The sequence below is a fragment of the Novosphingobium meiothermophilum genome, assembly GCF_003171715.1.
Classification (GTDB): Bacteria; Pseudomonadota; Alphaproteobacteria; order Sphingomonadales; family Sphingomonadaceae; genus Novosphingobium; species Novosphingobium meiothermophilum.
This window is the reverse complement of the sequence record NZ_QGHL01000008.1, coordinates 51,067-74,166: the sequence shown is the minus strand read 5'-3', so window position 1 is coordinate 74,166 and position 23,100 is coordinate 51,067. Positions and strand designations below refer to the sequence as shown.

23 protein-coding genes are annotated in these 23,100 nt (G+C 64.3%); 9 read left to right on the top strand and 14 right to left on the bottom strand.

The features are described from left to right. Nucleotides 1-14: 14 nt before the first annotated feature. The 3 genes from aroE to DKM43_RS08870 are packed head-to-tail and all read right to left on the bottom strand — an operon-like array spanning nucleotide 15 to nucleotide 2,298. On the bottom strand, nucleotides 15-875 hold the full coding sequence (aroE, locus tag DKM43_RS08880; protein ID WP_109798153.1) for a shikimate dehydrogenase: 861 nt from the start codon (nucleotides 873-875) through the stop codon (nucleotides 15-17). After that, entirely contained in the window at nucleotides 872-1,459 is a 588-nt protein-coding gene (locus tag DKM43_RS08875; protein WP_109798152.1) for a Maf family protein, read from the bottom strand. Before DKM43_RS08875 ends, aroE begins: the two co-directional genes overlap by 4 nt. Further along, nucleotides 1,456-2,298 carry a pyruvate, water dikinase regulatory protein gene (locus DKM43_RS08870; protein ID WP_109798442.1) on the bottom strand — a complete coding sequence of 281 codons (843 nt, stop codon included), beginning with the start codon at nucleotides 2,296-2,298 and terminating at the stop codon, nucleotides 1,456-1,458. Before DKM43_RS08870 ends, DKM43_RS08875 begins: the two co-directional genes overlap by 4 nt. Before the next feature lie 351 nt (nucleotides 2,299-2,649). Between DKM43_RS08870 and hemE the strand changes: the two genes are divergently transcribed. The 3 genes from hemE to rho all read left to right on the top strand — a co-directional run bounded on the left by hemE (nucleotide 2,650) and on the right by rho (nucleotide 5,640). Further along, complete coding sequence (gene hemE, locus DKM43_RS08865; protein WP_109798151.1) at nucleotides 2,650-3,675, top strand: uroporphyrinogen decarboxylase; 1,026 nt, start codon at nucleotides 2,650-2,652, stop codon at nucleotides 3,673-3,675. A gap of 81 nt (nucleotides 3,676-3,756) precedes the next feature. Then, nucleotides 3,757-4,200 (top strand): CopD family protein, encoded by a 444-nt coding sequence (locus DKM43_RS08860; RefSeq protein WP_109798150.1) that lies wholly within the window; start codon nucleotides 3,757-3,759, stop codon nucleotides 4,198-4,200. A 183-nt stretch (nucleotides 4,201-4,383) separates the two neighbouring features. After that, a complete protein-coding gene (gene rho / locus DKM43_RS08855; protein WP_109798149.1) occupies nucleotides 4,384-5,640 on the top strand; it encodes a transcription termination factor Rho in 1,257 nt (418 codons plus the stop codon). A gap of 87 nt (nucleotides 5,641-5,727) precedes the next feature. On the opposite strand, the gene DKM43_RS08850 is transcribed toward rho, so the two are convergent. Further along, nucleotides 5,728-6,675, bottom strand: a complete 948-nt coding sequence (locus DKM43_RS08850; protein ID WP_109798148.1) for an L-threonylcarbamoyladenylate synthase — start codon at nucleotides 6,673-6,675, stop codon at nucleotides 5,728-5,730. A gap of 77 nt (nucleotides 6,676-6,752) precedes the next feature. On the opposite strand from DKM43_RS08850, the gene DKM43_RS08845 reads away from it, so the two are divergent. Both DKM43_RS08845 and DKM43_RS08840 read left to right on the top strand, forming a co-directional pair. Then, entirely contained in the window at nucleotides 6,753-8,471 is a 1,719-nt protein-coding gene (locus DKM43_RS08845) for an acyl-CoA dehydrogenase (protein WP_109798147.1), read from the top strand. Between the two features lie 10 nt (nucleotides 8,472-8,481). Beyond that, a complete protein-coding gene (locus DKM43_RS08840; RefSeq protein WP_109798441.1) occupies nucleotides 8,482-9,297 on the top strand; it encodes a DUF815 domain-containing protein in 816 nt (271 codons plus the stop codon). Between the two features lie 22 nt (nucleotides 9,298-9,319). On the opposite strand, the gene DKM43_RS08835 is transcribed toward DKM43_RS08840, so the two are convergent. After that, nucleotides 9,320-10,780 (bottom strand): PQQ-dependent sugar dehydrogenase, encoded by a 1,461-nt coding sequence (locus tag DKM43_RS08835; RefSeq protein ID WP_109798146.1) that lies wholly within the window; start codon nucleotides 10,778-10,780, stop codon nucleotides 9,320-9,322. 114 nt (nucleotides 10,781-10,894) lie between these two features. Here DKM43_RS08835 and DKM43_RS08830 point away from each other — a divergent pair, with 114 nt between their 5' ends. Together DKM43_RS08830 and DKM43_RS08825 are read left to right on the top strand one after the other, a co-directional pair. Continuing rightward, complete coding sequence (locus DKM43_RS08830) at nucleotides 10,895-11,377, top strand: GAF domain-containing protein (RefSeq protein WP_109798145.1); 483 nt, start codon at nucleotides 10,895-10,897, stop codon at nucleotides 11,375-11,377. Between the two features lie 148 nt (nucleotides 11,378-11,525). Continuing rightward, nucleotides 11,526-12,290, top strand: coding sequence for a glycine zipper 2TM domain-containing protein (locus DKM43_RS08825; RefSeq protein ID WP_236632476.1), 765 nt, complete (start codon nucleotides 11,526-11,528; stop codon nucleotides 12,288-12,290). A 96-nt stretch (nucleotides 12,291-12,386) separates the two neighbouring features. Here the strand turns inward: DKM43_RS08825 and DKM43_RS08820 are convergent, their stop codons facing one another. The 7 genes from DKM43_RS08820 to DKM43_RS08790 form a co-directional block, all read right to left on the bottom strand. Beyond that, complete coding sequence (locus DKM43_RS08820; protein ID WP_109798143.1) at nucleotides 12,387-13,541, bottom strand: acyl-CoA dehydrogenase family protein; 1,155 nt, start codon at nucleotides 13,539-13,541, stop codon at nucleotides 12,387-12,389. A 147-nt stretch (nucleotides 13,542-13,688) separates the two neighbouring features. After that, a complete protein-coding gene (locus DKM43_RS08815; RefSeq protein ID WP_236632475.1) occupies nucleotides 13,689-14,639 on the bottom strand; it encodes a ParB/RepB/Spo0J family partition protein in 951 nt (316 codons plus the stop codon). Further along, nucleotides 14,636-15,412 (bottom strand): ParA family protein, encoded by a 777-nt coding sequence (locus DKM43_RS08810; RefSeq protein WP_109798141.1) that lies wholly within the window; start codon nucleotides 15,410-15,412, stop codon nucleotides 14,636-14,638. The genes DKM43_RS08815 and DKM43_RS08810 overlap by 4 nt, the downstream gene beginning before the upstream one ends. Continuing rightward, the gene (rsmG, locus tag DKM43_RS08805; RefSeq protein ID WP_109798140.1) at nucleotides 15,409-16,095 is read right to left on the bottom strand and encodes a 16S rRNA (guanine(527)-N(7))-methyltransferase RsmG; all 687 of its coding nucleotides are present in this window, start codon (nucleotides 16,093-16,095) and stop codon (nucleotides 15,409-15,411) included. The genes DKM43_RS08810 and rsmG overlap by 4 nt, the downstream gene beginning before the upstream one ends. Next, nucleotides 16,092-17,951, bottom strand: coding sequence for a tRNA uridine-5-carboxymethylaminomethyl(34) synthesis enzyme MnmG (mnmG, locus tag DKM43_RS08800; RefSeq protein WP_109798139.1), 1,860 nt, complete (start codon nucleotides 17,949-17,951; stop codon nucleotides 16,092-16,094). The genes rsmG and mnmG overlap by 4 nt, the downstream gene beginning before the upstream one ends. A 70-nt stretch (nucleotides 17,952-18,021) precedes the next feature. Next, a complete protein-coding gene (gene mnmE, locus DKM43_RS08795; RefSeq protein ID WP_109798138.1) occupies nucleotides 18,022-19,356 on the bottom strand; it encodes a tRNA uridine-5-carboxymethylaminomethyl(34) synthesis GTPase MnmE in 1,335 nt (444 codons plus the stop codon). 31 nt (nucleotides 19,357-19,387) lie between these two features. Continuing rightward, nucleotides 19,388-19,651 (bottom strand): DUF6489 family protein, encoded by a 264-nt coding sequence (locus DKM43_RS08790; protein WP_109798440.1) that lies wholly within the window; start codon nucleotides 19,649-19,651, stop codon nucleotides 19,388-19,390. 142 nt (nucleotides 19,652-19,793) lie between these two features. On the opposite strand from DKM43_RS08790, the gene DKM43_RS08785 reads away from it, so the two are divergent. Beyond that, entirely contained in the window at nucleotides 19,794-20,492 is a 699-nt protein-coding gene (locus DKM43_RS08785) for a dienelactone hydrolase family protein (RefSeq protein WP_109798439.1), read from the top strand. Nucleotides 20,493-20,576: 84 nt separating this feature from the next. Then, on the top strand, nucleotides 20,577-20,960 hold the full coding sequence (locus DKM43_RS08780; protein ID WP_109798137.1) for a nuclear transport factor 2 family protein: 384 nt from the start codon (nucleotides 20,577-20,579) through the stop codon (nucleotides 20,958-20,960). Between the two features lie 57 nt (nucleotides 20,961-21,017). On the opposite strand, the gene rpoZ is transcribed toward DKM43_RS08780, so the two are convergent. Together rpoZ and DKM43_RS08770 are read right to left on the bottom strand one after the other, a co-directional pair. After that, nucleotides 21,018-21,362, bottom strand: coding sequence for a DNA-directed RNA polymerase subunit omega (gene rpoZ / locus DKM43_RS08775; RefSeq protein ID WP_109798136.1), 345 nt, complete (start codon nucleotides 21,360-21,362; stop codon nucleotides 21,018-21,020). 85 nt (nucleotides 21,363-21,447) lie between these two features. Continuing rightward, nucleotides 21,448-22,965: a replicative DNA helicase gene (locus DKM43_RS08770; protein WP_109798438.1), complete on the bottom strand. Its 1,518-nt coding sequence runs from the start codon at nucleotides 22,963-22,965 to the stop codon at nucleotides 21,448-21,450. Nucleotides 22,966-23,100 lie beyond the last annotated feature (135 nt).

Genomic DNA, 23,100 nt, shown 5'->3' with positions numbered 1-23,100 from the left:
TCACGCCTGACCCCTCATGCCCGAAGTATCCTTTCGCGCAGTTCGGTGTCGGCATCGCCACGCGGCGGCAGCGCACCGAAAAAGCGCCGAAACGCATGGTCGGCCTGCCCGATCAGCATGGAAAGCCCGTCGATCGTGCGGAAACCAGCAGCCTTTGCCGCCTTGAGAAAGGCCGTTTCCAGCGGGCTGGTGACAATATCATAGAACACCGATCCCGGCGGGGCATGGCTCAGGTCAAAGGTCAGCGCAGGCTGCCCCGTCATGCCCAGCGACGAGGCATTGACCACGAGATCAAGACATCCCTCTCGGTCATCGAAAGCAAAATCGGTGGCATCGGCAAAGTGATCGAGCGGGGCAACGTGGTGTTCGCCGCCCGGATCCAGCTCGTCGAGCAGCGCCCGCGCCTTGTCCACGTTGCGCCCCGCCAGCACGATGACCATGTGCGCATCGGCCAGTGCGGCGATGATCGCGCGCGCCGCTCCGCCCGTGCCCAGCACCCGCGCCATGCGGAAATAGTGCGTGCAATCCAGCTCTGCGCGCAGCGGTTCCAGGAATCCCGGCGCATCTGTATTGTATCCCACCAGCGCACCGTCTTCGGGCACGATCGTGTTCACCGCACCGATCCTTTGCGCCAGCGGATCGAGCCGGTCGAGCAGGGGAATGACAGCCTGCTTGTGCGGCATCGTCACATTGCAGCCGCGCCAGTGCGGATCGGCACGCCGCGCGGCAAGATAATCGGCCAGTCCTTCCGCCTTGACGTGCGCGCGGTCATAACGCCCTTCAAGACCCAGCTTTTCCAGCCAGCAGCCATGAATCACGGGCGATTTCGATTGCGCGATCGGATCGCCGATCACTTCGGCATAAGGCACGCTCATGCGGCAAGCGCTCCCTCAAGGCGCAGCGCGGCAAGCAGCGGCAGCAGCGGCATTCCCAGAACCGTAAAGTGACTTCCCTCGATCGTCTCGAACAATTGCACACCGCGCGCTTCCATCCGGAACACGCCCACACACCCGGCCACGGCGGGCCACTCGCTGTCGAGATAGCTCTGGATAAACTGTGAGGAAAGCGTCCTGACCTTGAGCGTTGCGGTCTCGCAGGTTTTCCACACCCGGCCCCCGTCGCGCATCAGCACGGCAGCGGAATGGAGCTTCATCTCCTTGCCGGAGAAGAAGGCAAGGTGTTCGGCCGCGTTCTCGCGGCTGAGGGGCTTGTCGAACTGGCGCCCCGCCACCTCGACGAGCGAATCCCCGCCAAGCACCAGCCTGCCGGGCATGGCCGCCGAAACTGCCAGCGCCTTGGCCTCGGCCAGAACCTGCGCCACCTCGCACCCCGGCACGCCCAGAAGTTCGCGCTTGATCGCATGTTCATCCACATCCGATCCGCGCGCCTCGAACGGCACGCCCGCAGCCTCCAGCATCATCTTGCGCGAGGCGCTCTGGCTCGCGAGGATCAGGGTCATATCGGCTTTGCTCCATCGCCGCTGCCACCGGCCGCGGCGCGTTCGTTGTAGAGGTTGATGACGGCCGCGGCCGTCTCCTCGATGGAACGGCGCGAAACGTCGATTACCGGCCAGCCGTTATCGGCAAACATGCGGCGTGCAAACTGCACCTCGCGCGTGACCTGTTCATTGTCGACATAGGCTGTCTCCGGTGCCTGGTTGAGCGACAGCAAGCGGTTGCGGCGGACCGCAATCAGGCGTTCCGGACTCGTCGTCAGCCCCACCACCAGCGGCCTGCGCAGCGAAAACAGCATGGGCGGAGGCGGGCTTTCGACCACGATCGGGATGTTCGCAACCTTGTAGCCGCGATTGGCAAGATAGATCGAGGTCGGCGTCTTGGAACTGCGCGAGACGCCTGCCAGCACGATGTCGGCCTCTTCCCAGTTTTCCCAGTTCACGCCGTCGTCGTGGGCGATCGTGAACTGTATCGCTTCGACCCTGCGAAAATAGGCTTCGTCCATCACATGCTGGCGGCCGGGGCGTCCCTTGACCGGCAGGCCAAGCTGCTGTTCCAGCGCATCCGATACCGCATCAAGCGCTGCCACATGCGGCAGGCCCAGCGCGATGCAGCGCTGCTCCAGCCGTTCGCGGGTTTCAGGATTGACCAGCGTATAGAGCACCAGCCCCGGATTGGCGGCGATTTCGCCCATGATCCGGTCCAGATGCTGCATCGATCGGACCATCGGCCAGAAATGGCGCACCACATCCGCACCATCGAACTGTGCCAGCGCAGCCTTCGCGATCATTTCCAGCGTTTCGCCGGTGGAATCGGATAGGAGGTGCAGGTGCAGGCGCTGCATGGGCGGGCTGTCCAAAGGGTTCTGCCGCAGGGTCGGGATGATCCTGTGGAAACAGCACCGATAAACCACGGGACAGGATCAGGGACAAGTTCCGGCCGTGGATTCGCCCGCGATGCGAGTCCTCTTCAGCGCCACTTGTGGACAGGTGGAAAGGCTTTTCCCCAGCCTGTGGAGAGCGATGACAACTTTGCGTTGACTCATGCACTGTCCAGAGTCGCACACACCGAAAAGTGTGGAAGCGGACTCACAAATCGGGCAGACCAGCGCAATCCCCGGTTTCCACAGGGCCAACAAACATCTTCAACCTGATTCAATAAGAATCTTATTTAGTGGATTGGACGAAAGCGCACGATGCCCGGCCCCCTGCTCGATACCCTTCGCGGTGCCAATCTCTCCCGGCGGCCGGTCTGGCTCATGCGGCAGGCAGGGCGTTATCTGCCCGAATACCGCGAACTGCGCAGCCAGAAGGGCGGTTTTCTCGCGCTCGTCTATGATACCGATGCCGCTGCCGAAGTGACGGTGCAGCCCATCCGCCGCTTCGGCTTCGATGGCGCAATCCTGTTTTCTGACATCCTGATCGTGCCCTATGCGATGGGGCAGGATCTCAGGTTCCTCGTCGGCGAAGGACCGGACCTTTCCCCCCGCCTCCTCGATGTGGCGCTGGATAGCCTTGTCGCGGTGCCTGAGCGCCTTTCCCCCATCTACGAGACGGTTGCCAAGGTGAAGGCGCAGCTGTCCCCTGAAACGACCCTGCTGGGCTTTGCCGGCAGCCCGTGGACTGTCGCCACCTACATGGTTGCAGGCGAAGGCAGCCGCGATCATCACGATACCCGCGCCCTTGCCTATCGCGATCCGGGCGCATTCCAGGCAATCATCGATGCCATCACGCAGGTGACGATCGAATACCTTTCCGGCCAGGTCGAAGCCGGCGCCGAAGGGCTGCAACTGTTCGATTCATGGTCGGGCAGCCTTGCCCCTGCCGAGTTCGAACGCTGGGTCATTGCCCCCAACGCGAAGATCGCCGCCGAAATGCAGCGCCGCTATCCGCACGTTCCGGTGATCGGCTTCCCCAAGGGCGCGGGCGAGAAACTGGCCGCCTATGCCCGTGAAACCGGCGTCAATGCCGTGGGTGTCGACGAGACGATCGACCCGCTCTGGGCAGCGCGCGAAATGCCTGCGGGAATGCCCGTGCAGGGCAATCTCGATCCGCTGCTGCTGCTGGCCGGCGGACCGGAGCTTGAACGCCAGACGATCCGCGTCCTCGAAGCCTTTGCCGATCGTCCGCACGTGTTCAACCTTGGCCACGGCATCGGCCAGCACACTCCCATCGGGAATGTGGAGGCCCTGCTCGGAATCGTGCGGGGCTGGTCGCACTGAACCCTTTCGGGGCACTTGCAAACTGCTCGTCATCGGCCGAAATAGCGCGCGGGGGCGCACAGGCAGACGAGAGCGCAACTCATGCAGCAGGTATTGGCGATGCTCTATCTCTGGCTCAAGGCGGGCCATGTCATCTTCGTGATCTTCTGGATGGCGGGCCTGTTCATGCTGCCGCGCTTCTTCGTCTATCATCAGGAAGCTCTGCCAGGTTCGCCGGAAAACGCGATCTGGGTGGACCGCGAGGCCAAGCTGATGAAGATCATCATGTGGCCTTCGCTGGTGGTGGTCTGGGTTCTGGGCCTTGGCCTTGCGATGGATATCGGCGCGTTCCAGCAGGGCTGGTTCCATCTGAAGCTGGCTCTCGTGCTGGTTCTCACCGCCTACCAGTTCTGGCTGGCACACTATGCGCAGCTCCTCGCTTCCGGCGTGCGCAGGCTGTCGGGCAAGAAGCTGCGGCTGCTCAACGAAATCCCCGGCATTGCGGCGGCGGTCATTGTCATCATGGTGATCGTGAAGCCCTTCTGAGCAGACGCCATTTTCCGGCTGCGGGCGGCCTGATCCGTGCCTGATTGACTAAGCCTGCGCGCGGGCATATGCCCTTCCGCGCCGGAACGTGATGCGCTGCCCAAAGCCGCAGCCGCCCTCTCGCTTTCTCCAAGCCCCTAAGAGGTTTCCGGCCATCTCAGCATTCCCTTGGGAACAAAAGAAATGCACCTGAAAGAACTGAAAAAGAAGACCCCGGCAGAGCTGGTCCAGATGGCCGAAGAGCTTGAGGTCGAAGGCGCCAGCACGATGCGGCGGCAGGATCTGATGTTCGCCATCCTCAAGGAAATGGCGGAAGACGGCGAGGAAATCCTCGGCATCGGCACGATCGAGGTTCTGCCCGACGGCTTCGGCTTTCTGCGCAGCCCGGAGGCGAACTATCTTGCCGGGCCTGACGACATCTATGTTTCGCCCAACCAGGTCCGCAAGTGGGGCCTGCGCACCGGCGATACCGTGGAAGGCGAAGTGCGCGCGCCCAAGGATGGCGAACGCTATTTCTCGATCACGCGCCTCATCAAGGTCAACTTCGATGATCCTGAGGCCGTGCGCCACCGCGTGAACTTCGACAACCTGACCCCGCTCTACCCGAACGAGCGCCTCAAGCTCGATACGCTCGATCCCACGGTCAAGGACAAGTCCGCGCGCGTGATCGATCTTGTCAGCCCGCAGGGCAAGGGCCAGCGCGCGCTGATCGTGGCCCCGCCGCGCACCGGCAAGACCGTGCTGCTCCAGAACATCGCCAAGGCCATTACCGACAACCACCCCGAAGTCTTCCTGATCGTGCTTCTGGTTGACGAGCGCCCGGAAGAAGTCACCGACATGCAGCGCAGCGTGAAGGGCGAGGTCATTTCCTCGACTTTCGACGAACCGGCCTCGCGCCACGTGCAGGTGGCCGAAATGGTCATCGAGAAAGCCAAGCGTCTGGTCGAACACAAGCGCGACGTGGTGATCCTGCTCGATTCGATCACGCGCCTTGGCCGCGCCTACAACACCGTCGTTCCCTCTTCCGGCAAGGTTCTGACCGGCGGTGTCGATGCCAATGCGCTCCAGCGTCCCAAGCGCTTCTTCGGCGCGGCGCGCAACATCGAGGAAGGCGGCTCGCTCTCGATCATCGCCACCGCGCTGATCGATACCGGCAGCCGCATGGACGAAGTGATCTTCGAAGAGTTCAAGGGCACCGGCAACTCGGAAATCGTGCTTGATCGCAAGGTGGCCGACAAGCGCATCTTCCCTGCGCTCGACGTGGGCAAGAGCGGCACCCGCAAGGAAGAACTGCTGGTGCCCAAGGACCAGCTTTCCAAGATGTGGGTGCTGCGCCGCATCCTCATGCAGATGGGCACGGTCGATGCCATGGAGTTCCTGCTCGACAAGATGAAGGATTCCAAGACCAACGAGGATTTCTTCGCCACGATGAACCAGTAAGCGAAAGGCCCGGAACGCGATCCGGGCCTTTTTTGCATAGAGGCTTAGGTTCTGGCTGGTCGTCAGGCGAGCCGTTGGGTCACTGCTTCAGGCAGCCGCCCGGCGCAGCCGGTCGTTGATGGCAAGTCCGATGCCGTGATCGGGAACCGGCGCCACGGCGATTCTGGGCTGTGCTGCCGCGGCAGCGATATGCAGGCAGGCATAGAGCCGGGCGGCTGCCTCGGCGAGGTCTCCTGCCGACGAGAGCGAGACATCCCCCGGCACATCGCCGAAGCCGATCATGAACTCGTCCACGCCGCTCGTGGCGGCATCAAGGCGGACCGGCTTTCCGGGGGCATAGTGACTGGCAAGCTGGCCGGGGGCCTCGATGCGCGCGCTTGTCATTGCGGCAGAGGGGCCGCCCAGCACTTCGGCAATCGCGGCTTCGGTGATCGGTCCGGGGCGCAGCAGGCTCCATGTCCCGTCCTCGCGCAGGCCGACGATCGTGGATTCGATGCCCTGCCGCGTTTCGCCGCCATCAAGGATCAGGTCCACCCTGCCCCCCAGCGATGCCGCGACATGCGCAGCGCTGGTCGGGCTGACGCCGCCGCTGCGATTCGCCGATGGAGCGGCCAGCGGCAATCCACAGGTTTTCAACAGGCTCTGGATGACCGGATGGGCAGGACAGCGCACCGCCACGGTGGGCAGTCCGGCACTGACTGCGGGGGTAATGTGTGCGCCGTCTCGCAGGGGCAGGACCATGGTCAGCGCGCCTGGCCAGAACGCCTGTGCCAGCGCTCTTGCCCGGTCATCGAGCACGGCGATTTCGCCCGCTGCCGTAACGTCCGGCAAATGCACGATCAGCGGGTTGAAATCGGGTCTGCCCTTTGCGCGGTAGATGCCGGCTACTGCCATGGCATCGTCGGCACGGGCGGCAAGGCCATAGACGGTTTCGGTGGGAACGGCGACAGTGCCCCCGGTCGCGATCACGCGCGCCGCTTCGGCAAGGCCCTTGGCATCGGCAGGCTGCACTTTCGAAGGCTTTGTCGGCTCCATTCGTGGCGCTATAGGGTCCAAGCCGGCCCGCGCCAAGCGCCGCGCGCGTGCACGGGAATGCTGACTGGAGAGGACCGATGACCTTTACCCCGCCAACCGCCGATCAGATCCTGGCAATCAAGGTCAGCGCCGGTATCGACGAACTTGCGCAGCATGAGCGTTTTTCAGCGGCAACGCCCGATCTGGTCGAAGCGATCGTCGAAGGCGTCGGTGCCTTTGCCGCGGGTGAATGGGCACCCTTGCACCGCGCGGGCGATCAGGTGGGGGCAAAGTGCGTGGACGGCACCGTGACCCTGCCGCCCGGCTATGTCGATGCCTACCGGGCCTTTGTCGAGCAGGGCTGGAACTCCATTGCCGGTTCGGCCGAATACGGCGGACAGGGCCTGCCTTTCACGCTGGCCACCGTGGCGCTGGAAACGCTGGGCGCGGCCAACATGGGCTTCACGCTTCTGCCGATGCTGACGGTCGGTGCGATCGAGGCACTGGAGCATCACGGCAGCGAAGCGCAAAAGGCGCTCTACCTGCCAAAACTCATCAGCGGTGAATGGTCGGGCACGATGAACCTGACCGAGCCGCAGGCTGGTTCGGATGTGGGCGCTCTGCGCACCACCGCCACGCCGATCACCGAAGGGCCGCATGCAGGCAAATACCGGATCAGCGGCACCAAGATCTACATCACCTTCGGCGAGCATGATGCCGCGCAGAACATCATTCATCTCGTTCTGGCGCGCACGCCCGGCGCACCCGAAGGATCGCGCGGGATCTCGCTGTTCATCGTGCCCAAGTTCCACGTGGAACAGGATGGCTCCATCGGTGCGCGCAACGATGTGCGCTGCGTGTCCATAGAACACAAGCTGGGCATCCATGCCTCGCCCACCTGCGTCATGTCCTATGGCGATAACGGTGAATGCATCGGCGAGATGGTCGGTCACGAAAATGGCGGGCTTCGCGCAATGTTCACCATGATGAACTCGGCGCGGATCAATGTGGGCAGCCAGGGCGTGCAGATTGCCGAACGCGCGTTCCAGCAGGCGGTGGCCTATGCACAGGACCGGGTGCAGTCCGCGCGCGCCGGTTCGCCCGACAAGACGCCGGTGCCGATCATCGAACATCCCGACGTGCGCCGGATGCTGATGCGGATGCGCGCACTGACCGAAGGCAGCCGCGCGTTGCTCTACTACACCGCCGGGCAGGTCGATCGCGGCGCGCTGGGCAATGCGGATGCGCAGAAGCGCGCCGAACTTCTGGTGCCCATGCTCAAGGCATGGGGCACCGACATCGGCTGCGAAGTGGCCAGCCTTGGCATCCAGGTGCACGGCGGCATGGGCTTCATCGAGGAAACCGGCGCTGCCCAGCATTACCGTGATGCCCGCATCGCGCCGATCTATGAAGGCACCAACGGCATTCAGGCGGCCGATCTTGTCACCCGCAAGCTGGGCTACGATGAAGGCGGCGTGCTGCAAGCGCTCATGGCTGAAATTGCGGCCGAGATGGAGGACGTGCCCGAAGTGGCCGCGCTTGCCCGCGATGCCGCCGCGATCGGCCAGTGGATGAGCACAACCGCATCGCTCGATGACAAGCTGGCAGGATCAGTGCCCTTCACCACGATGTGCGCCGTGGCCGTGGCCGGATGGCAGCTTGCCCGCCAGTCGCGCGCCTCGGATCTGCACGGCAAGATCGCCGTGACCAGGTTCTTCAACCGGGTGATCGTGCCCGAAGCGCGTGGTCTGGGATCTTCGGCCATGGCGGGGGCGGCCCTGCTCTATGATCTTGCCAGCGATGCCCTGCCGCGATGAGCACGCGGGCATGACCGAGGAGCTTCTGGCGCGCATCGCGGCCGCGCTCGAACGGATTGCTCCGCCCGCCCGCGCCAGTGCCGACTGGCAGGCCTTCCCCGCCTATGTCTGGGATGGCAGGGCCGCGCGCGGGATTGCCGTGCTCGAAGCGCCTGCGCTCGATCTCATGCAGGGGATCGACAAGCAGAAGGAGGCCGTGGTCACGAATGTGGACCGGCTGGCGCGCGGTGCAGCCGCACACGACATGCTGCTGTGGGGCGCGCGCGGCATGGGCAAGTCGGCGCTTTTGCGCGCCGCCACGCTTGCCGCGCAGATGGCGCATGGCGGCACCATCGCGCTGGTGCAGGCCAACCCCGATGCCGGGCTTGCTGATCTGTTCGCCGCACTGGGTGGCGTGGACCGGCGCTTCCTCGTGTTCCTTGATGATCTCGGTTTCGATGCCTCCGATTCATCAGGTGCGCGCAAGCTGCGGTCATGGCTTGAAGGCGGGGTTGAGGCGCGCCCGGCCAATGTCCGGCTTGCGGTCACGTCCAATCGCCGCGCCATCGTGGAACGCCACCTTTCGGAACAGGATGATCCGATCAATCCCCGCGATGTGGTCGATGATCGTCTGGCGCTGGCCGATCGCTTCGGTCTCAGCCTCGGCTTCCACAATTGCACGCAGGACGATTATCTCGCCATCATCGCGGGTTATGCGCAGCATTTCGGCCTCGCGTGGGACCAAGCCGATGCGCTGGAGTGGTCAAAGCGCCGGGGCGGGCGTTCGGGCCGGGTGGCGTGGCAATATGTCAACGAACTGGCAGGACGGGCCGGCCGTTCGCTCTGACCGCCCGCTGTCATCAGCGACATCAGCCTGCCGGGTTCGCCATAGCCGGGTCTTGCGTGGGTTTCATGATCAGCTTGCCCGTGCCCTTGGGCTGGGGCGGCGGCGTGGCCTTGGGTAGCGGCTTGATTTCCGGCGCGGGTTCGGCGCCGGGCGCGATGACCCGCCAGATCACGCCACCGGTATCGTCGCTCACAAGCAGCGCGCCGTCCTTTGCGAAGGCGACCCATGTGGGGCGGCCCCTTGCCTTTTCATCCTTGGTGAGAAAGCCGGTGAGGACCGGAACCGGCGGTTCCGGCAGGGCATTGCCCATGGCGTCGAACTTCACGAAGACCACATCGTAGCCCGACAGCGGGCGCCGGTTCCACGAACCGTGCCGCGCCACGAAGGCGCCCTGACGGAACGTTTCGCCCATGCGGTTGCCAGCCCTGGCAAAGGCCAGCCCCAAGGGCGCGACATGCGCGCCAAGGCCGTATTCGGGCTTGCGCACGTAGTCCATCAGGTATTGCGGCATGGGCGCCTTGACGCGCCAGTCGATGTTCTTCTTCCAGTATGCCCACGGCCAGCCATAGTTGCCGCCAAAGGGCACGTTGGTGAGGTAATCGGGCACCAGATCAGGGCCGAGCATGTCGCGCTCGTTCACCGTGGTCCACAGCTCCTCGCTGTTGGGGTTGAAATCAAGCCCGTTGGGATTGCGCAGCCCGCCCGCATATTCGCGCGAACGCTTTTTGGCGAAGTCGTACTCGTGGATGGTGGCGCGCCCGCGCTCTTCCTCGATCCCGTTTTCGGCGATGTTCGAAGCCGAACCCACGGTGATGAACAGCCGTTCCCCATCCGGCGTGAGCAGGATGTTGCGCGCCCAGTGGTTGCCGCCGCCGGGCAGGTCCATCAGCTTTTCCGGCGTTCCCGAAAGCGCGGTCTGGCCCGGCGTGAAGGCGAAGGAGAGGACCGCATTGTGATTGGCCACCAGCAGGCGGCCATCGCGCCATGCCATGCCGAAGGGGGAATCGAGCGCGGGATGTTCCATCACGAAGCGCTGCTCGGCCTTCCCGTCGCCATCGCCGTCGCGCAGCAGCACGATCTTGTTGGGCGAAGGCCCGCCCGCCCCCACCTTCTTGAACAGGTATCCCATGACCGCGCCCGTGATCCCGCCCACGTTGCGCGGCGGCGAATTGGTTTCGGCCACCAGCACATCGCCATTGGGCAGGGTGAAGATCGTGCGCGGATGCTCAAGCCTGTCGGCAAAGCGCGTGACCTGAAGCCCTGCCGCCGCCACGGGCGCTTCGCCATCCTTCCAGCCGATGGGATCGGCGGTCCGCACCGTGGGAATGGTCTGCTCGTCGGGTTCGGCAAGCTTCGGCTTCGGGCCGGTGGTCTCTTCCACCGAGAACTCGGCGGCAGGTCCGCGCACGGACCATACAACCCATGCTCCGAGGAGAGCGGCAATCACGCCAAGCGTGACGAGGATGTTCTTGAGAAGGTTCATGGCGCGCGAAACTAGGGCTGTCGGGCCGATAGGGCAATGGCCTGAACGAGGGTTTGGGACCAAGGCTTCAGGTGCAAGGCGACATTGCCGCAGCGCTGCGCTATGGGCCGAAGGATGTTCACTTTTGCTCCCACTCAGGGCCAGACCAAGGCCCAGCTTCACGCCGATCTAGTCGAAGCCGCACGCGCTCTGATTGCAGGCGAGACCGATGGCATCGCCAACATGGCCAACCTGGCGGCGCTGATCTGGCAGTTCCTTCCCGATCTCAACTGGGCGGGCTTCTATCGCGCGGTGGGCGGTGAACTCGTGCTCGGCCCGTTCATCGGCAAGCCGGCGTGCATCCGCATTCCCTTTGGCAAGGGCGTGTGCGGGGCAGCGGCAAGCAGCGGCAAGACGCAACTCGTGCCCGATGTCCATGCCTTTCCCGGCCATATCGCCTGCGACAGCGCAAGCCGGTCGGAACTGGTGGTGCCGGTGATCCGCGATGGCACGGTGATTGCGGTGATCGATCTCGACAGCCCCCTGTCCGCCCGCTTCGACGAGGACGACGCTGAAGGCATCGAGGCGCTGGCGCGCGTCATCGCCGCGTCGATCTGAATCCACGCTTCCGGCACGGTCTGACCCGATTCGGGACAGGGGCTGACTCTGGCCTGACCGGAACCTTGGTTTTCTGCGGCTTGTGATGGTAAGTTTGCGGTTAACGTCACGTTTCGTGTTCACGACTCCCACAGGGGGGAACCGCACAATGCTTCGCCGTCTTGCTTTCAGTGCCGCCGCGCTCTGCGCCGCCGCCTCGCCCGCTTTCGCGCAGGCCGGACCGGTCTATTATCCGCCTATGGCCGGGCCTCCCTGGCCAACCACGGTCATGGTGCCGCAGGCGGCAGCACCGCAGACCGGCGCAGCGCCCATGGCGGCTTACCCTTATCCCTATTCCATGCCGGTCTATCAGCCGGTCGTGGCTGCACCGGTTGCGCCCTCCTCTTCCGGCCCGGCGCCGGCCGCCTCTGCCCAGGCCTATCCGCCGGTCAATCCTCAGGCCTATCCCGCTCCCGATCCGCGCTGGGCCGAAATGACCGAGCGTTGCCGCAAGGTCTATGGTGATCGCGGCATTGGCGGGGGGCTGATCGGCGGGGTTCTGGGCGGCATAGCGGGCAACCGCATCGCATCGGGCAACCGCCTCTTGGGAACGGTGGTTGGCGGGGTTGCCGGCGCTGCCGTGGGCGCGGTGATCGACAAGGCCGAAGACAAGGCGCTGCGGCGCGAATGCGATGCCTACTTCGCGGCCGCCCAGCAGGGCGGAGCCTATGGTTATCCGGGTGCCTACCCCGGCTATGCGCCCTATGGCTACATGATGGTTCCGGTCATGACCGGCCCGCAGCAGCCTTGCGTGGAGACGACAACGGTGACGGAAAAGTGGGTGGACGTTCCGACCCGCCGCCGGTTTGCGCCGCGCCGCGCGCCGGTTATCCGGGAAAAGCGGATCAAGGACAAGCGCGTCTATACCGGCTGAGGGGGCCGGCCCGGCCCTAGGCCCTGACCTTGCCCCAAATGAAAATGGCCCGCCTTCCCCTGTGGAAAGCGGGCCATTTCCTGTCTCGGCCGTCGTTCAGAGCTTGCGCCCGATCAGCTCCTTCATGATTTCATTCGTGCCGCCGAAGATCCGGGTCACGCGCGCCCCGCGCCATGCACGGGCGATGGCATATTCGTTCATGTAGCCTGCGCCGCCATGAAGCTGGAGGCACTTGTCCATCACTTCCCACTGGAGTTCGGTGTGCCAGAGCTTGGCCGCCGCGCCCTCTTCCGGGGTCAGTTCGCGGCGCAGATGGCGGGCCAGCGCCCAGTCAAGATGCGCCCAACCCACCTGCAGCTTGGCCTTGAGATCGGCAAGCGTGAAGCGCGTGTTCTGGAAATCGAGGATCGGCTTGCCGAATGCCTTGCGCTCGCGAGTGAACTCCACCGTATCGTCAAAGGCCTTCTGCGCCGATGCCTGTGCACTGACCGCAATCGACAGGCGCTCCTGCGGCAGTTCGCTCATCAGGTAGATGAAGCCCTTGCCCTCTTCGCCAAGGCAGTTGGTGATGGGAACCCGCACGTCCTCGAAGAACAGTTCGGAAGTGTCGGCCTCGTCCTGTCCGATCTTGTCAAGGTTGCGGCCGCGCTTGAAGCCTTCGCGGTCGGCTTCGACGAGGACGATCGACACCCCCTTCCATGCGGGCTGAATCTCGGTATCGGTCTTGCAGCACACCAGAATCAGATCGGCGTTCTGGCCATTGGTGATGTAAGTCTTCGACCCGTTGATGACGTAGTGGTTGCCGTCCTTCCTGGCCGTGGTCTTCATGCCCTGAAGATCCGATCCGGTGCCGGGTTCAGTCATGGCGATGGCCGTGATGATTTCTCCCGAAACCATCTTGGGCAGCCACTTCTTCTTCTGTTCTTCCGAACCGTAGGAAACGATGTAGTTCACCACGATATCGGACTGGAGCGAAAAGCCGGTTGCAACGCGGCCGTAGTAGGCGCTTTCCTCGTCGACGATCGCGTTGTAGCCGAAGTCGAGTCCGAGGCCGCCGTATTCTTCCGGCACGGTCGGGCACAGCATGCCGAGCGCCCCGGCCTTGGGCCAGATATCCTTGGGCACGATTCCCGCCTCGGCCCATTCATTTGCGTGCGGGGCCACTTCGTCCTGCAGAAAGCGGCGGACGGTCTGACGGAAGGCTTCGTGATCTTCGTTGTAGGCGGTGCGCGGAATCAGGTCGAGCGACATGGCCAGTTCTCTCCGGGTCAGGTTGTTTTGCCGCAGCCTAAGCGCGGCATGGCCTCCCGGTCAACGACAATTTAATCGGCTAATTAATGCCCCATCGTGCAGGGCAATCCGCCGCTATGCCGCTGGCGCTCCGTGGTGTGTCGTGCCCTAGAACTCGCCGCCCGTCAGCCGCTGGCAGATCAGGTCGAGCTGGTCGAGATTGCGGTAACGGATCACCACGGCCCCACTGGTCGGATCGGCGTCGGGCTGAATGGAAACCTTCAGACCGAGAAAATCTTCCAGATGCTGCTGGATTGCGGCCAGATCGGCCGCACCGACCGAATCCTTGCCGGCGCGGGCCTGACGGCGGCCCCCGGTGCCTTCCGGCCGCGAAGCCTTGCGCACCAGCTTTTCGGCATCGCGCACCGACATGTCCCTGGCCATGATTTCACGGGCCAGCTTTTCCGGCTCAGGCGCATTGATGAGCGCTCTGGCATGGCCCATCGAAAGCCCGCCCTGCATCACCATATCGAGAACGGCATCGGGCAGGCCGAGCAAGCGCATCATGTTGGCGACATGGCTGCGCGACTTGTCGACGAACTTGGCAATCTCGGCCTGGCTCAGCCCCTCGGTCTCGGCAAGGCGCTGATAGGCCCGTGCCTCTTCCACCGGGTTCAGATCCTCGCGCTGAAGGTTCTCGATCAGGGCAAGCGCGGCAACATCGCGATCCTCCAGCTTGCGGACGATGGCGGGAATCTCGTGCACCCGCGCCTTCTGGGCCGCGCGCCAGCGCCGCTCGCCCGCGACAAGCTGATAGCGTCCGCCAGCAAGGGGGCGCACGACGACAGGCTGGATCACCCCGCGCGCGGCAATGGATTGCGCCAGTTCTTCCAGCGCCTCCTCATCGAAATGGCGGCGGGGCTGATCGGGGTGCGGCTCAATCGCGGCAACAGCCAGCAGGGCGAGGCCGCCATCGCGCGCGCTGGCAGCGGCGCTTTCGCCCGAAACCGAGATGCGGGCAATCGGCTCCTCGCGGCGCACCTCGCCCATGAGCGCGCCAAGCCCCCTGCCCAGACCAGTCCGTCTTGCCGGTGACTTCACTGCCTCTTCGCCGCTCACGCTGCAATCCTCCGTTCCGGAAGCCGTCCGATCAGTTCGCGGGCAAGCTTCATGTAAGCCTGCGATCCGGGGCAGGCGTGGTCATAGATCAGGGCGGGAAGCCCGTGGCTGGGCGCTTCCGAAAGGCGCACGTTGCGCGGGATGACGCTTTCGAAGACGAGATCGCGCAGGCACGACCGGACATCTTCGGCAACCTGATCTGTCAGCCGGTTGCGGCGGTCATACATGGTCAGGACAATTCCCAGAATGCCGAGATCGGGATTGAACCGCTCCTGCACCCGCTCCACCGTCTGGAGAAGCTGGCTCAATCCTTCCAGCGCGAAGAACTCGCATTGCAAGGGCACGAGAATCGTGTCGGCAGCGGTCAGGGCATTCAGCGTCAGCAGGCCAAGCGATGGCGGGCAATCAATCAGGCAGATGTCATGGCCGGTATCATCGCCCAGCACCTGGCGCAGGCGATGCGTGCGATCCTCGACACTGACCAGTTCGACTTCGGCGCCTGAAAGATCGACCGTTGCCGGAACGATGTCCAGCCCCGGAATGCGGGTATGCATCAGGCATTCGTGCACAGGTGTCTGATCGATCAGCACATCGTAGGATGATCGTTCGCGGTCGCTGGCGGAAATGCCGATACCGGTAGAGCAATTGCCCTGCGGATCGAGATCGATGAGCAGCGATTTCCAGCCTGTGGCAGCAAGCGCCGTGGCGATGTTGATGGCGGTTGTCGTCTTGCCAACCCCGCCCTTCTGGTTGGCAACAGCAATCGTGATCATGCGCGCCTGCCTTTGCCTGTGGAGATCTTCTCGCTGCCGATGCGCCTGCCCACGAGATGACCGACGATGATCCCGGCCTGTGGATCGGTCAGGGATTGTTCCACGTGGAACATGTGATTCCATGATTCGGGAAGCATTTCCAATTCCTGCGCTGCCCTGGCCCCTTTGGGCAACAGCCAGAGCGTGGCGGGTGTGGATAAGCGGGCGGAAAGTGTCACAAGCCTGTCCAAGGGAGCGAAGGCCCGCGCCGAGATTGCCGCGTAAGTGGTGGTCGGCAGGTCCTCCACGCGCGAGAGGATAACCTGCGCATTGGCAAGGCCCAGCAACCTTGCCGCACGCTCAAGCCACTCGGTCCGAAGGCGGCGCGAATCGACCAGCGCAACGGGACGATCGGGCTGAAGTGCCGCTATGACGAGGCCGGGAAATCCCGCGCCCGTGCCGAGATCGAGCCATGTGCCATCGGGCACTGTTTCACGTGAAACATGGAGCAACTGGGCCGAATCGACGATATGCCTGACCCACGCATGGGGGAGCGTGCCGCGCGCAACGAGGTTCTGGCGCTGGTTCTCTTCTTCAAGCAGGGAAACGAGCTGACGCAACCGCGCCATCCCCGCATCATCCACTCCAAGCGTGTCGCGCAGCCACTCCTGCGCTTCGTCCTCGCTGGAAAGAGCCGTGGTCATGCCGCCAGCCCTTCGCTCGCGCGGCGCCGTGCGTGAACCAGCAGGCTGGCGAGCGCTGCGGGGGTAATGCCTGCGATGCGGCCCGCGGCGGCCAGCGTATCGGGTTGTGCCCGTTCCAGCCGCTCCACCATTTCGCGCGAAAGGCCGGGAACTTCGGCAAACGGAAAGCCCTCGCCCAAAGGCACCGCGTCCGAGGCGCGCAGGTCGCGCAGCTCGGCATCCTGCCGTGCCAGATAGGGGGCATAGGCGGCGTCTTCCTCCACCTCTTCGACAAGCAGGGGATCGAAGGCTTCATCGCCGATCCATGGACGCAGAGCCTCAAGCGTTACTTCGGGAAAGCGCAGCCATTCCATCAGGCTTCGGCGCGCGCCATCACTGCGCACCGCCATTCCGGCGCGATTGAGGTCGGTCGGTGTTGCCATCGTGGAAAGCGCGGTTTCCAGCCGCTCGCGCTGGGCGAGGCGCGCCTCGAACCAGCGTCTGCGCTCTTCGCCAATGCAGCCTACGGCAAGGCCGATGGGGGTCAGGCGCGACGAGGCATTGTTGGCGCGCAGACGCAGCCGATACTCCGCGCGTGCCGTCAACATCCGGTAGGGTTCGCTCACGCCGTGCAAGGTCAGGTCGTCGATCATCACCGCCATGTAGGAATTGGCACGATCCAGTTCGGGAGCGTCCCGCCCCAGAACCGCAGCGGCAGCATTCATGCCCGCGATCAGGCCCTGCGCCGCCGCTTCCTCATAGCCAGTGGTGCCATTGATCTGCCCCGCGCAGTAGAGGCCCGGAATGGCCTTGACTTCAAGACTGCGGCGCAGGGCGCGCGGATCGATATGATCGTATTCCACCGCATAGCCCGGCATGGTGATGACCGCCTGTTCCAGCCCCGCCATCGAGCGGATCATGGCGATCTGCACATCGGTGGGAAGCGAGGTGGATACGCCGTTGGGATAGACGGTGTGGTCGTCCAGCCCCTCCGGTTCCAGAAAGACCTGATGCCCGTCGCGATCCCCGAAGCGGTGGATCTTGTCTTCGATCGACGGGCAGTAGCGCGGACCTTGCGCCCCAATGGCGCCTGTAAACAGGGGGGAGCGGTCAAGCCCGTTGCGGATGATCTCGTGCGTTCGTTCGTTGGTGCGGGCAATCGCGCAGAAGACCTGGGGCAGCGGCCGCGCCGGGGTGAGCGGAGACATGGTCCACGCATCGGGGTCGCTGGGCTGTTCGGGCAGGCGCGCCCAGTCAATCGTCCGGCCATCAAGACGTGGCGGCGTGCCGGTCTTGAGCCGGGCCATTGGCAGATCGGCCGCGCGCAACTGTATGGCCAGCCTGTGAGCAGAGTTCTCGCCAATGCGGCCACCGTCCATGCGCTCCTCGCCCCGGAACAGCCGACCGCCGAGGAAGGTGCCCGTGCAAAGAACCACGGCCCTGCCGAGAAGGCGCGTGCCATCCGCAAGGTCGATCCCGGCAGCCCTGCCCTGCTCCATGTGGAGCGCGGCTGCTTCTCCGCCGATAACGGTCAGGTTCGGCTCTGCGGCGATCATCTGCTGGATCGCCACCTTGAACCGCTTGCGGTCAGCCTGCACGCGGGGGCCCTGGACCGCGCTGCCTTTGGAACGGTTGAGCATCCGGTAATGGATTGCTCCGGCATCGGCGGCACGCGCAATCAGGCCATCCAAGGCATCCACTTCGCGCACAAGATGGCCCTTGCCAAGACCGCCTATCGCGGGGTTGCAGCTCATGGCGCCGATGGTGGCAGGATCAAAGGAAACCAGCGCAGTGCGCGCGCCCATGCGCGCTGCCACGGCGGCGGCTTCGACGCCGGCGTGTCCGCCGCCGATCACGATCAGGTCGAACTGGTGCATGGGTGCCGCGTTACGCGAACTGGCGATTCCCGTCAAAGACTCAGCAGGGCGTGTTTCACGTGAAACACATCTACTTGCCGATGCAGAAGCGCCCGAAGAGCGTATCGAGCATGTCTTCGGTGCTGGTCCGGCCGATCAGGGCATCAAGCGCGCGGCGCGCCAAGCGCAGGTTTTCTGCAACCAGCAGCGGATCGGCCTCGCCCATCGCCTGATGCAGGCACTGCGCCACATCGCCCAGCAGCGCATGCTGGCGCTGGTTGAGAGCGGCCTGCCCCGGTGCGGGCAGAGACTGGCGGGCATGGGCAACGAGTGCGGCGCGCAGATCTGCCAAGCCCTTGCCTGTCCGCGCCGAAACGGAGATGGCTTTTGCCGACTTTCGCGGTGCCGCCGGATCATCAGACCGGGCAGAAACTTCCCAGACCGGGCAGCCTTGCGGCCCTTCGTCTTCGGGGCCGAGCCAGAGAACGAGGTCTGCCTTTTCGGCCGCGGCGCGCGCACGGGCTATGCCGATGCGCTCTATCTCGCCCGCGCCCTCATCGCGCAGACCTGCGGTGTCGACAAAGACGAAGGGCACGCCATCGAGCGCGCAGGCATGAACCAGCACATCGCGCGTGGTGCCGGGTTCCGCCGCGGTGATGGCGGCTTCCTGTTCAATGAGGGCATTGAACAGAGTGGACTTTCCGGCATTGGGCGGACCTGCAAGGACGACACGGAAGCCTTCCTTCAGCGGTTCGGCGCGCGGGCGGCCGAGCCACTGATCAAGACTGCACACAAGTGCTGCGCAACCTTTGGCAAAGCCATCGGGAAGTGCGCCTGCCCCTTCCCCGGCATCGCCCCCTTCCCCGGCATCGCCCCCTTCCCCGACATCATCCTCGTCCGAAAAGTCGAGTGCGGCTTCCAGCCGGGCGGAGAGCCGGAGCAGCGCGGTGCGCCAGTGTTCGGCCTCACGGGAAAGCGCGCCTTCGGCCATCGCCAGCGCAGCGCGGCGTTGCAGTTCGGTTTCGGCCGAAAGGAGATCGGCAAGACCTTCGGCTTCGGCGAGATCGATGCGGCCGTTGGCAAAGGCGCGGCGCGTGAACTCGCCCGCCTGGGCGCGGCGCAGGCCGGGCATTGCGGCAAGCGCGGATTCGACAGCGGCAACAACCGCGCGGCCTCCGTGCAGATGCAGTTCGGCGCAGTCCTCTCCGGTAGCGGTGCCGGGGCCGGGAAGCCACAGGACCATGGTGCGATCGAGGTGGGTTCCATCGCGCGGGTCGGCCAGTGTTGCCAGCATGGCGCGGCGCGGCGCGGGCAGTTTTCCGGCAAGCGCTGCAAGTGCCGTTCCGGCATCCGGGCCGCTGATGCGGATCACCGCGATGCCCGCAGGCGGCGGGCCGGAAGAAAGGGCGAAGATCGTATCGGTCACTGCGGCCGCTTACACGATCCGGCAGGCAACGTCAGTCCTTGGCCTTTTTTGAACCGGCGCCGCCCATTGCCCCCATCGCGCCCTGCTCCATGAAGTTCTGGAACAGCTTGAGGCCAAGCTCGCCCATCGGCGCGATCTGCTTGGCGAAGGATTGCAGCTGGTCGAGGCTGCTTGCGCCCTGCATGGCCTTGGCCACGGTATCGACATAGACATCGTTGGCGCGCGAGACATCGGGCAGGCCGAGAAAGCGTCGCGCTTCCTCCGGGGTGCAATCGACTTCGACGGTGACTTTCATCGGTTCTTCCCTTTGCGCCCCGGATTGGCGGGCGGATTTCATGGCCCGGCGGCTGCAAGACTGTCATGCGTGCTTGGCAAAGTCCATGGCCGAGGCCAACATGGGAATCGACCAACCCCTTTCAATTGCAGGATGAATGACGATGGGTGAGAAGATTACGTTTCCCGCGCTTGATGGCGAAGGCGACATTCCCGGCTTTCTGGCGACTCCCGAAGGGCCGGTGCGCGCGGCGATCATCGTGGTGCCGGAAATCTTCGGTGTGAATCCCGGCATTCGCCACAAGTGCAAGGTCTGGGCCGATCAGGGCTACATGGCGCTGGCGCCCGACATCTTCTGGCGCTTTGCGCCCGGTGTCGAACTTGATCCCGATGTGCCCGATCAGATGCAGGAAGCCTTCGGCTATTTCGGCCAGTATGATCCGGACAAGGGCGTGCAGGACATCGAGGCTGCGATCCGCTTTCTGCGCGGGTATGAAGGGATCGACAAGGTCGGGCTGGTCGGTTTCTGCCTTGGCGGGCGCATGGCCTACATGGCCGCAACGCGCACCGACATCGATGCTTCGGTCGGCTATTACGGGGTCATGATCGACCAGATGCTGAATGAAGCCCATGCCATCGCCAATCCGCTGATGCTGCACATTCCCACGGCCGACCATTTCGTGGGCCCGGAAGCGCAGAAGGCCATCCACGATGCACTTGATCCGCACCCCAAGGTGACGCTGTTCGATTACGAAGGGCTGGACCACGGCTTTGCCGCCGAGATGGGCCATCGCCGCGACGAGGCGGGTGCGGAACTGGCCGATCGGCGCACGCGCGATTTCTTTGCCCAGCATCTTGGCTGAGATTTGCATAGGGGAGTTGCGCCCGGTCAATGCCGGCGCGCGGCTCCCCTGCCCCATGCAGGGCATGAACAACGGGAGAATGCGATGAAACTCGGTCTGGCTGCCTGGCACCGATACATGTTGAGCGGCGATACGGCGCTGCTGGAGGAACTGGTGGCCGATGACGCGGTGTTTCATTCGCCCGTGGTCCATTCGCCGCAGGAGGGGCGCGAGAAGGTGCTGATGTATCTGACCGCGGCGGGTCAGGTCTTCGGCAATGGCACGTTCCGCTATGTCCGTGAACTGGTCGACGGGCCGGAGGCCTGCCTTGAGTTCGAATGCGAGATGGACGCGATCAAGGTCAACGGGATCGACCTGATCCGCTTCGATCTGGAAGGACGGATCGTGGACTTCAAGGTCATGGTGCGGCCGCTCAAAGCGATCAACAAGGTCTGGGAGCTGATGGCGATCCAGCTTGAGAATACCTGACACGAAAAAGCCCCGGTTTGTGGCCGGGGCTTTCAAGGTTTTGATTTCGTTTGAAAATCAGCCGTCGTAATCGGCTCCGAGCGAAGTGTTGCGCACAGGCGCCGCAGCGGTGATGCGCAGCGCTTCGGCCGACTGCGAGAGCGAGCCGATTTCATCGACTTCATCATCGTCGTCGGGCAGGACGCGCTGGAGCGACTGGATCAGGTTTTCCCGAAGAACTTCGGGACGCACGGTTTCTTCGGCGATTTCACGCAGCGCAACGACGGGGTTCTTGTCGCGGTCACGATCGATGGTGAGTTCGGCGCCGCCCGAAATCGCACGGGCGCGCTCAGCCGCCAGCAGCACGAGATCGAAACGGTTGGGAACCTTGTCGACGCAATCTTCGACGGTAACGCGCGCCATCAGGGCACTCCGATATGCAAAAGGGTGTGGAAAGTGCGGCAGCTAGGCCGGGGGTGTGGAAAAGTCAAGGATTCGTGGCTGCTGATTACTCATCCCCACCGCCATAGGCCGCGCGCAGATCATCAGGGGCGAGGTCGGAGAAGCGGGTGATGCGCGATTCGAAGCGCAGGCGCACCTTGCCGGTCGAGCCGTGGCGCTGCTTGGCCACGATCAGTTCGGCAAGGCCGAAGACGCGCTCCATTTCGGCCCGCCATGCGGCGTGGGCTTCCTGCACCTTGGGGTCGTCGTCGCTGCCCTGCGGCACCTTGGGTTCCTTGGCGGCGACGTAATAGTCTTCGCGGAACACGAACCAGACCATGTCGGCGTCCTGTTCGATCGAGCCGGATTCGCGCAGGTCCGAAAGCATCGGGCGCTTGTCGTCGCGCTGTTCGACCGCGCGGGAAAGCTGCGAGAGTGCGATCACCGGCACCGAGAGTTCCTTGGCCAGCGTCTTCAGCCCGCGCGAGATTTCGGAGATTTCGTTGACGCGGTTGTCGCTGCGCCCCGATCCCTGAAGAAGCTGGAGATAGTCGACGATGATGAGGCCGATGTCATGGCGGCGCTTGAGCCTGCGCGCGCGGGCGCGCAGTGCGCCGATCGTCAGTGCGGGGGTATCGTCGATATAGAGCGGAAGCTCGGCCAGGCGCTGGCTGGCGAAGGACAGCTGCTGGAACTCGTCACGGCTGATGCGCCCCATGCGCAGCGATTCGGAGCTGATGCCCGACTGTTCGGCAAGGATGCGCGTGGCAAGCTGGTCGGCGCTCATTTCGAGGCTGAAGAAGGCGACCGCGGCGCCCACCGAATCCTTTGCGGCGATGCCATCGGCCATGTCGCGGCGCAGGCGGTCGGCGGCGTTGAAGGCGATATTGGTGACGAGCGAGGTCTTGCCCATGCCGGGACGCCCGGCAAGGATGATGAGGTCGGAATCGTGCAGGCCGCCGATCTTCTCGTTGACCGAGGTGAGACCCGTCGTCTTGCCGGAGATGTGGCCGCCCGAAAGCAGCGCCTTCTCGATCATTTCGAGCGAGGCGCGGGTGGCCTGCGCGAAAGTCTGCGCCTCGCTGCCGGTCTGTGCACCCTCGGCCACGGCATAGAGCGCGGCTTCGGCCTTCTCGACCTGTTCGAGCGGGGCCACGGCCTCGCTGGTGTCGAGCGCGCCTTCGACGAGATTGCGGCCGACCGATATCAGTTCGCGCAGCAGCGCAAGGTCATAGATCTGCTGGGCCAGTTCGCGCGGGGCGAGCAGGCCCTGCCCATCCGCGGTAAGCCGGGCAAGATAGGCCGTGCCGCCCAGTTCCTTCAGCCCTTCGTCGGTTTCGAAGTAGGGCTTGAGAGTGACGGGCGTGACCACTGCCTTGCGATCGATCAGGGTCTGGATGCGGTCGAACACGCGGCCGTGGACGGCGGCAAAGAAATGCTCTGCCTTGAGTGGGGTCTGCAATTCTTCAAGGATGCGGTTGTCGATCAGCACCGCCCCCAGAAAGGCGGCTTCGGCCTCGACGTTGGAGGGCAGGGCGCGGATCTCTGCAGGTTCGCGGGTGAGGATGGCTTCGCTGGCGGACATGGCGCGCATAGTGCCCCACCCGGCGCGCGGCGGCAATGGACAGGCCCTGTGGATAGCGGGGAGTGGATAGCGGGGAGTGGATGGCGGGGTGGCGTTCTCGCGGATTGCCCCGCCTTGCCTGCTTCTTGCCCACTT

Bases quoted from the DNA above. Each gene is read 5' to 3' on its own strand.
- aroE (WP_109798153.1), bottom strand. From the start codon at position 875: ATGAGCGTGCCTTATGCCGAAGTGATCGGCGATCCGATCGCGCAATCG.
- DKM43_RS08875 (WP_109798152.1), bottom strand. From the start codon at position 1,459: ATGACCCTGATCCTCGCGAGCCAGAGCGCCTCGCGCAAGATGATGCTG.
- DKM43_RS08870 (WP_109798442.1), bottom strand. From the start codon at position 2,298: ATGCAGCGCCTGCACCTGCACCTCCTATCCGATTCCACCGGCGAAACG.
- hemE (WP_109798151.1), top strand. From the start codon at position 2,650: ATGCCCGGCCCCCTGCTCGATACCCTTCGCGGTGCCAATCTCTCCCGG.
- DKM43_RS08860 (WP_109798150.1), top strand. From the start codon at position 3,757: ATGCAGCAGGTATTGGCGATGCTCTATCTCTGGCTCAAGGCGGGCCAT.
- rho (WP_109798149.1), top strand. From the start codon at position 4,384: ATGCACCTGAAAGAACTGAAAAAGAAGACCCCGGCAGAGCTGGTCCAG.
- DKM43_RS08850 (WP_109798148.1), bottom strand. From the start codon at position 6,675: ATGGAGCCGACAAAGCCTTCGAAAGTGCAGCCTGCCGATGCCAAGGGC.
- DKM43_RS08845 (WP_109798147.1), top strand. From the start codon at position 6,753: ATGACCTTTACCCCGCCAACCGCCGATCAGATCCTGGCAATCAAGGTC.
- DKM43_RS08840 (WP_109798441.1), top strand. From the start codon at position 8,482: ATGACCGAGGAGCTTCTGGCGCGCATCGCGGCCGCGCTCGAACGGATT.
- DKM43_RS08835 (WP_109798146.1), bottom strand. From the start codon at position 10,780: ATGAACCTTCTCAAGAACATCCTCGTCACGCTTGGCGTGATTGCCGCT.
- DKM43_RS08830 (WP_109798145.1), top strand. From the start codon at position 10,895: ATGTTCACTTTTGCTCCCACTCAGGGCCAGACCAAGGCCCAGCTTCAC.
- DKM43_RS08825 (WP_236632476.1), top strand. From the start codon at position 11,526: ATGCTTCGCCGTCTTGCTTTCAGTGCCGCCGCGCTCTGCGCCGCCGCC.
- DKM43_RS08820 (WP_109798143.1), bottom strand. From the start codon at position 13,541: ATGTCGCTCGACCTGATTCCGCGCACCGCCTACAACGAAGATCACGAA.
- DKM43_RS08810 (WP_109798141.1), bottom strand. From the start codon at position 15,412: ATGATCACGATTGCTGTTGCCAACCAGAAGGGCGGGGTTGGCAAGACG.
- rsmG (WP_109798140.1), bottom strand. From the start codon at position 16,095: ATGACCACGGCTCTTTCCAGCGAGGACGAAGCGCAGGAGTGGCTGCGC.
- mnmG (WP_109798139.1), bottom strand. From the start codon at position 17,951: ATGCACCAGTTCGACCTGATCGTGATCGGCGGCGGACACGCCGGCGTC.
- DKM43_RS08790 (WP_109798440.1), bottom strand. From the start codon at position 19,651: ATGAAAGTCACCGTCGAAGTCGATTGCACCCCGGAGGAAGCGCGACGC.
- DKM43_RS08785 (WP_109798439.1), top strand. From the start codon at position 19,794: ATGGGTGAGAAGATTACGTTTCCCGCGCTTGATGGCGAAGGCGACATT.
- DKM43_RS08780 (WP_109798137.1), top strand. From the start codon at position 20,577: ATGAAACTCGGTCTGGCTGCCTGGCACCGATACATGTTGAGCGGCGAT.
- rpoZ (WP_109798136.1), bottom strand. From the start codon at position 21,362: ATGGCGCGCGTTACCGTCGAAGATTGCGTCGACAAGGTTCCCAACCGT.
- DKM43_RS08770 (WP_109798438.1), bottom strand. From the start codon at position 22,965: ATGTCCGCCAGCGAAGCCATCCTCACCCGCGAACCTGCAGAGATCCGC.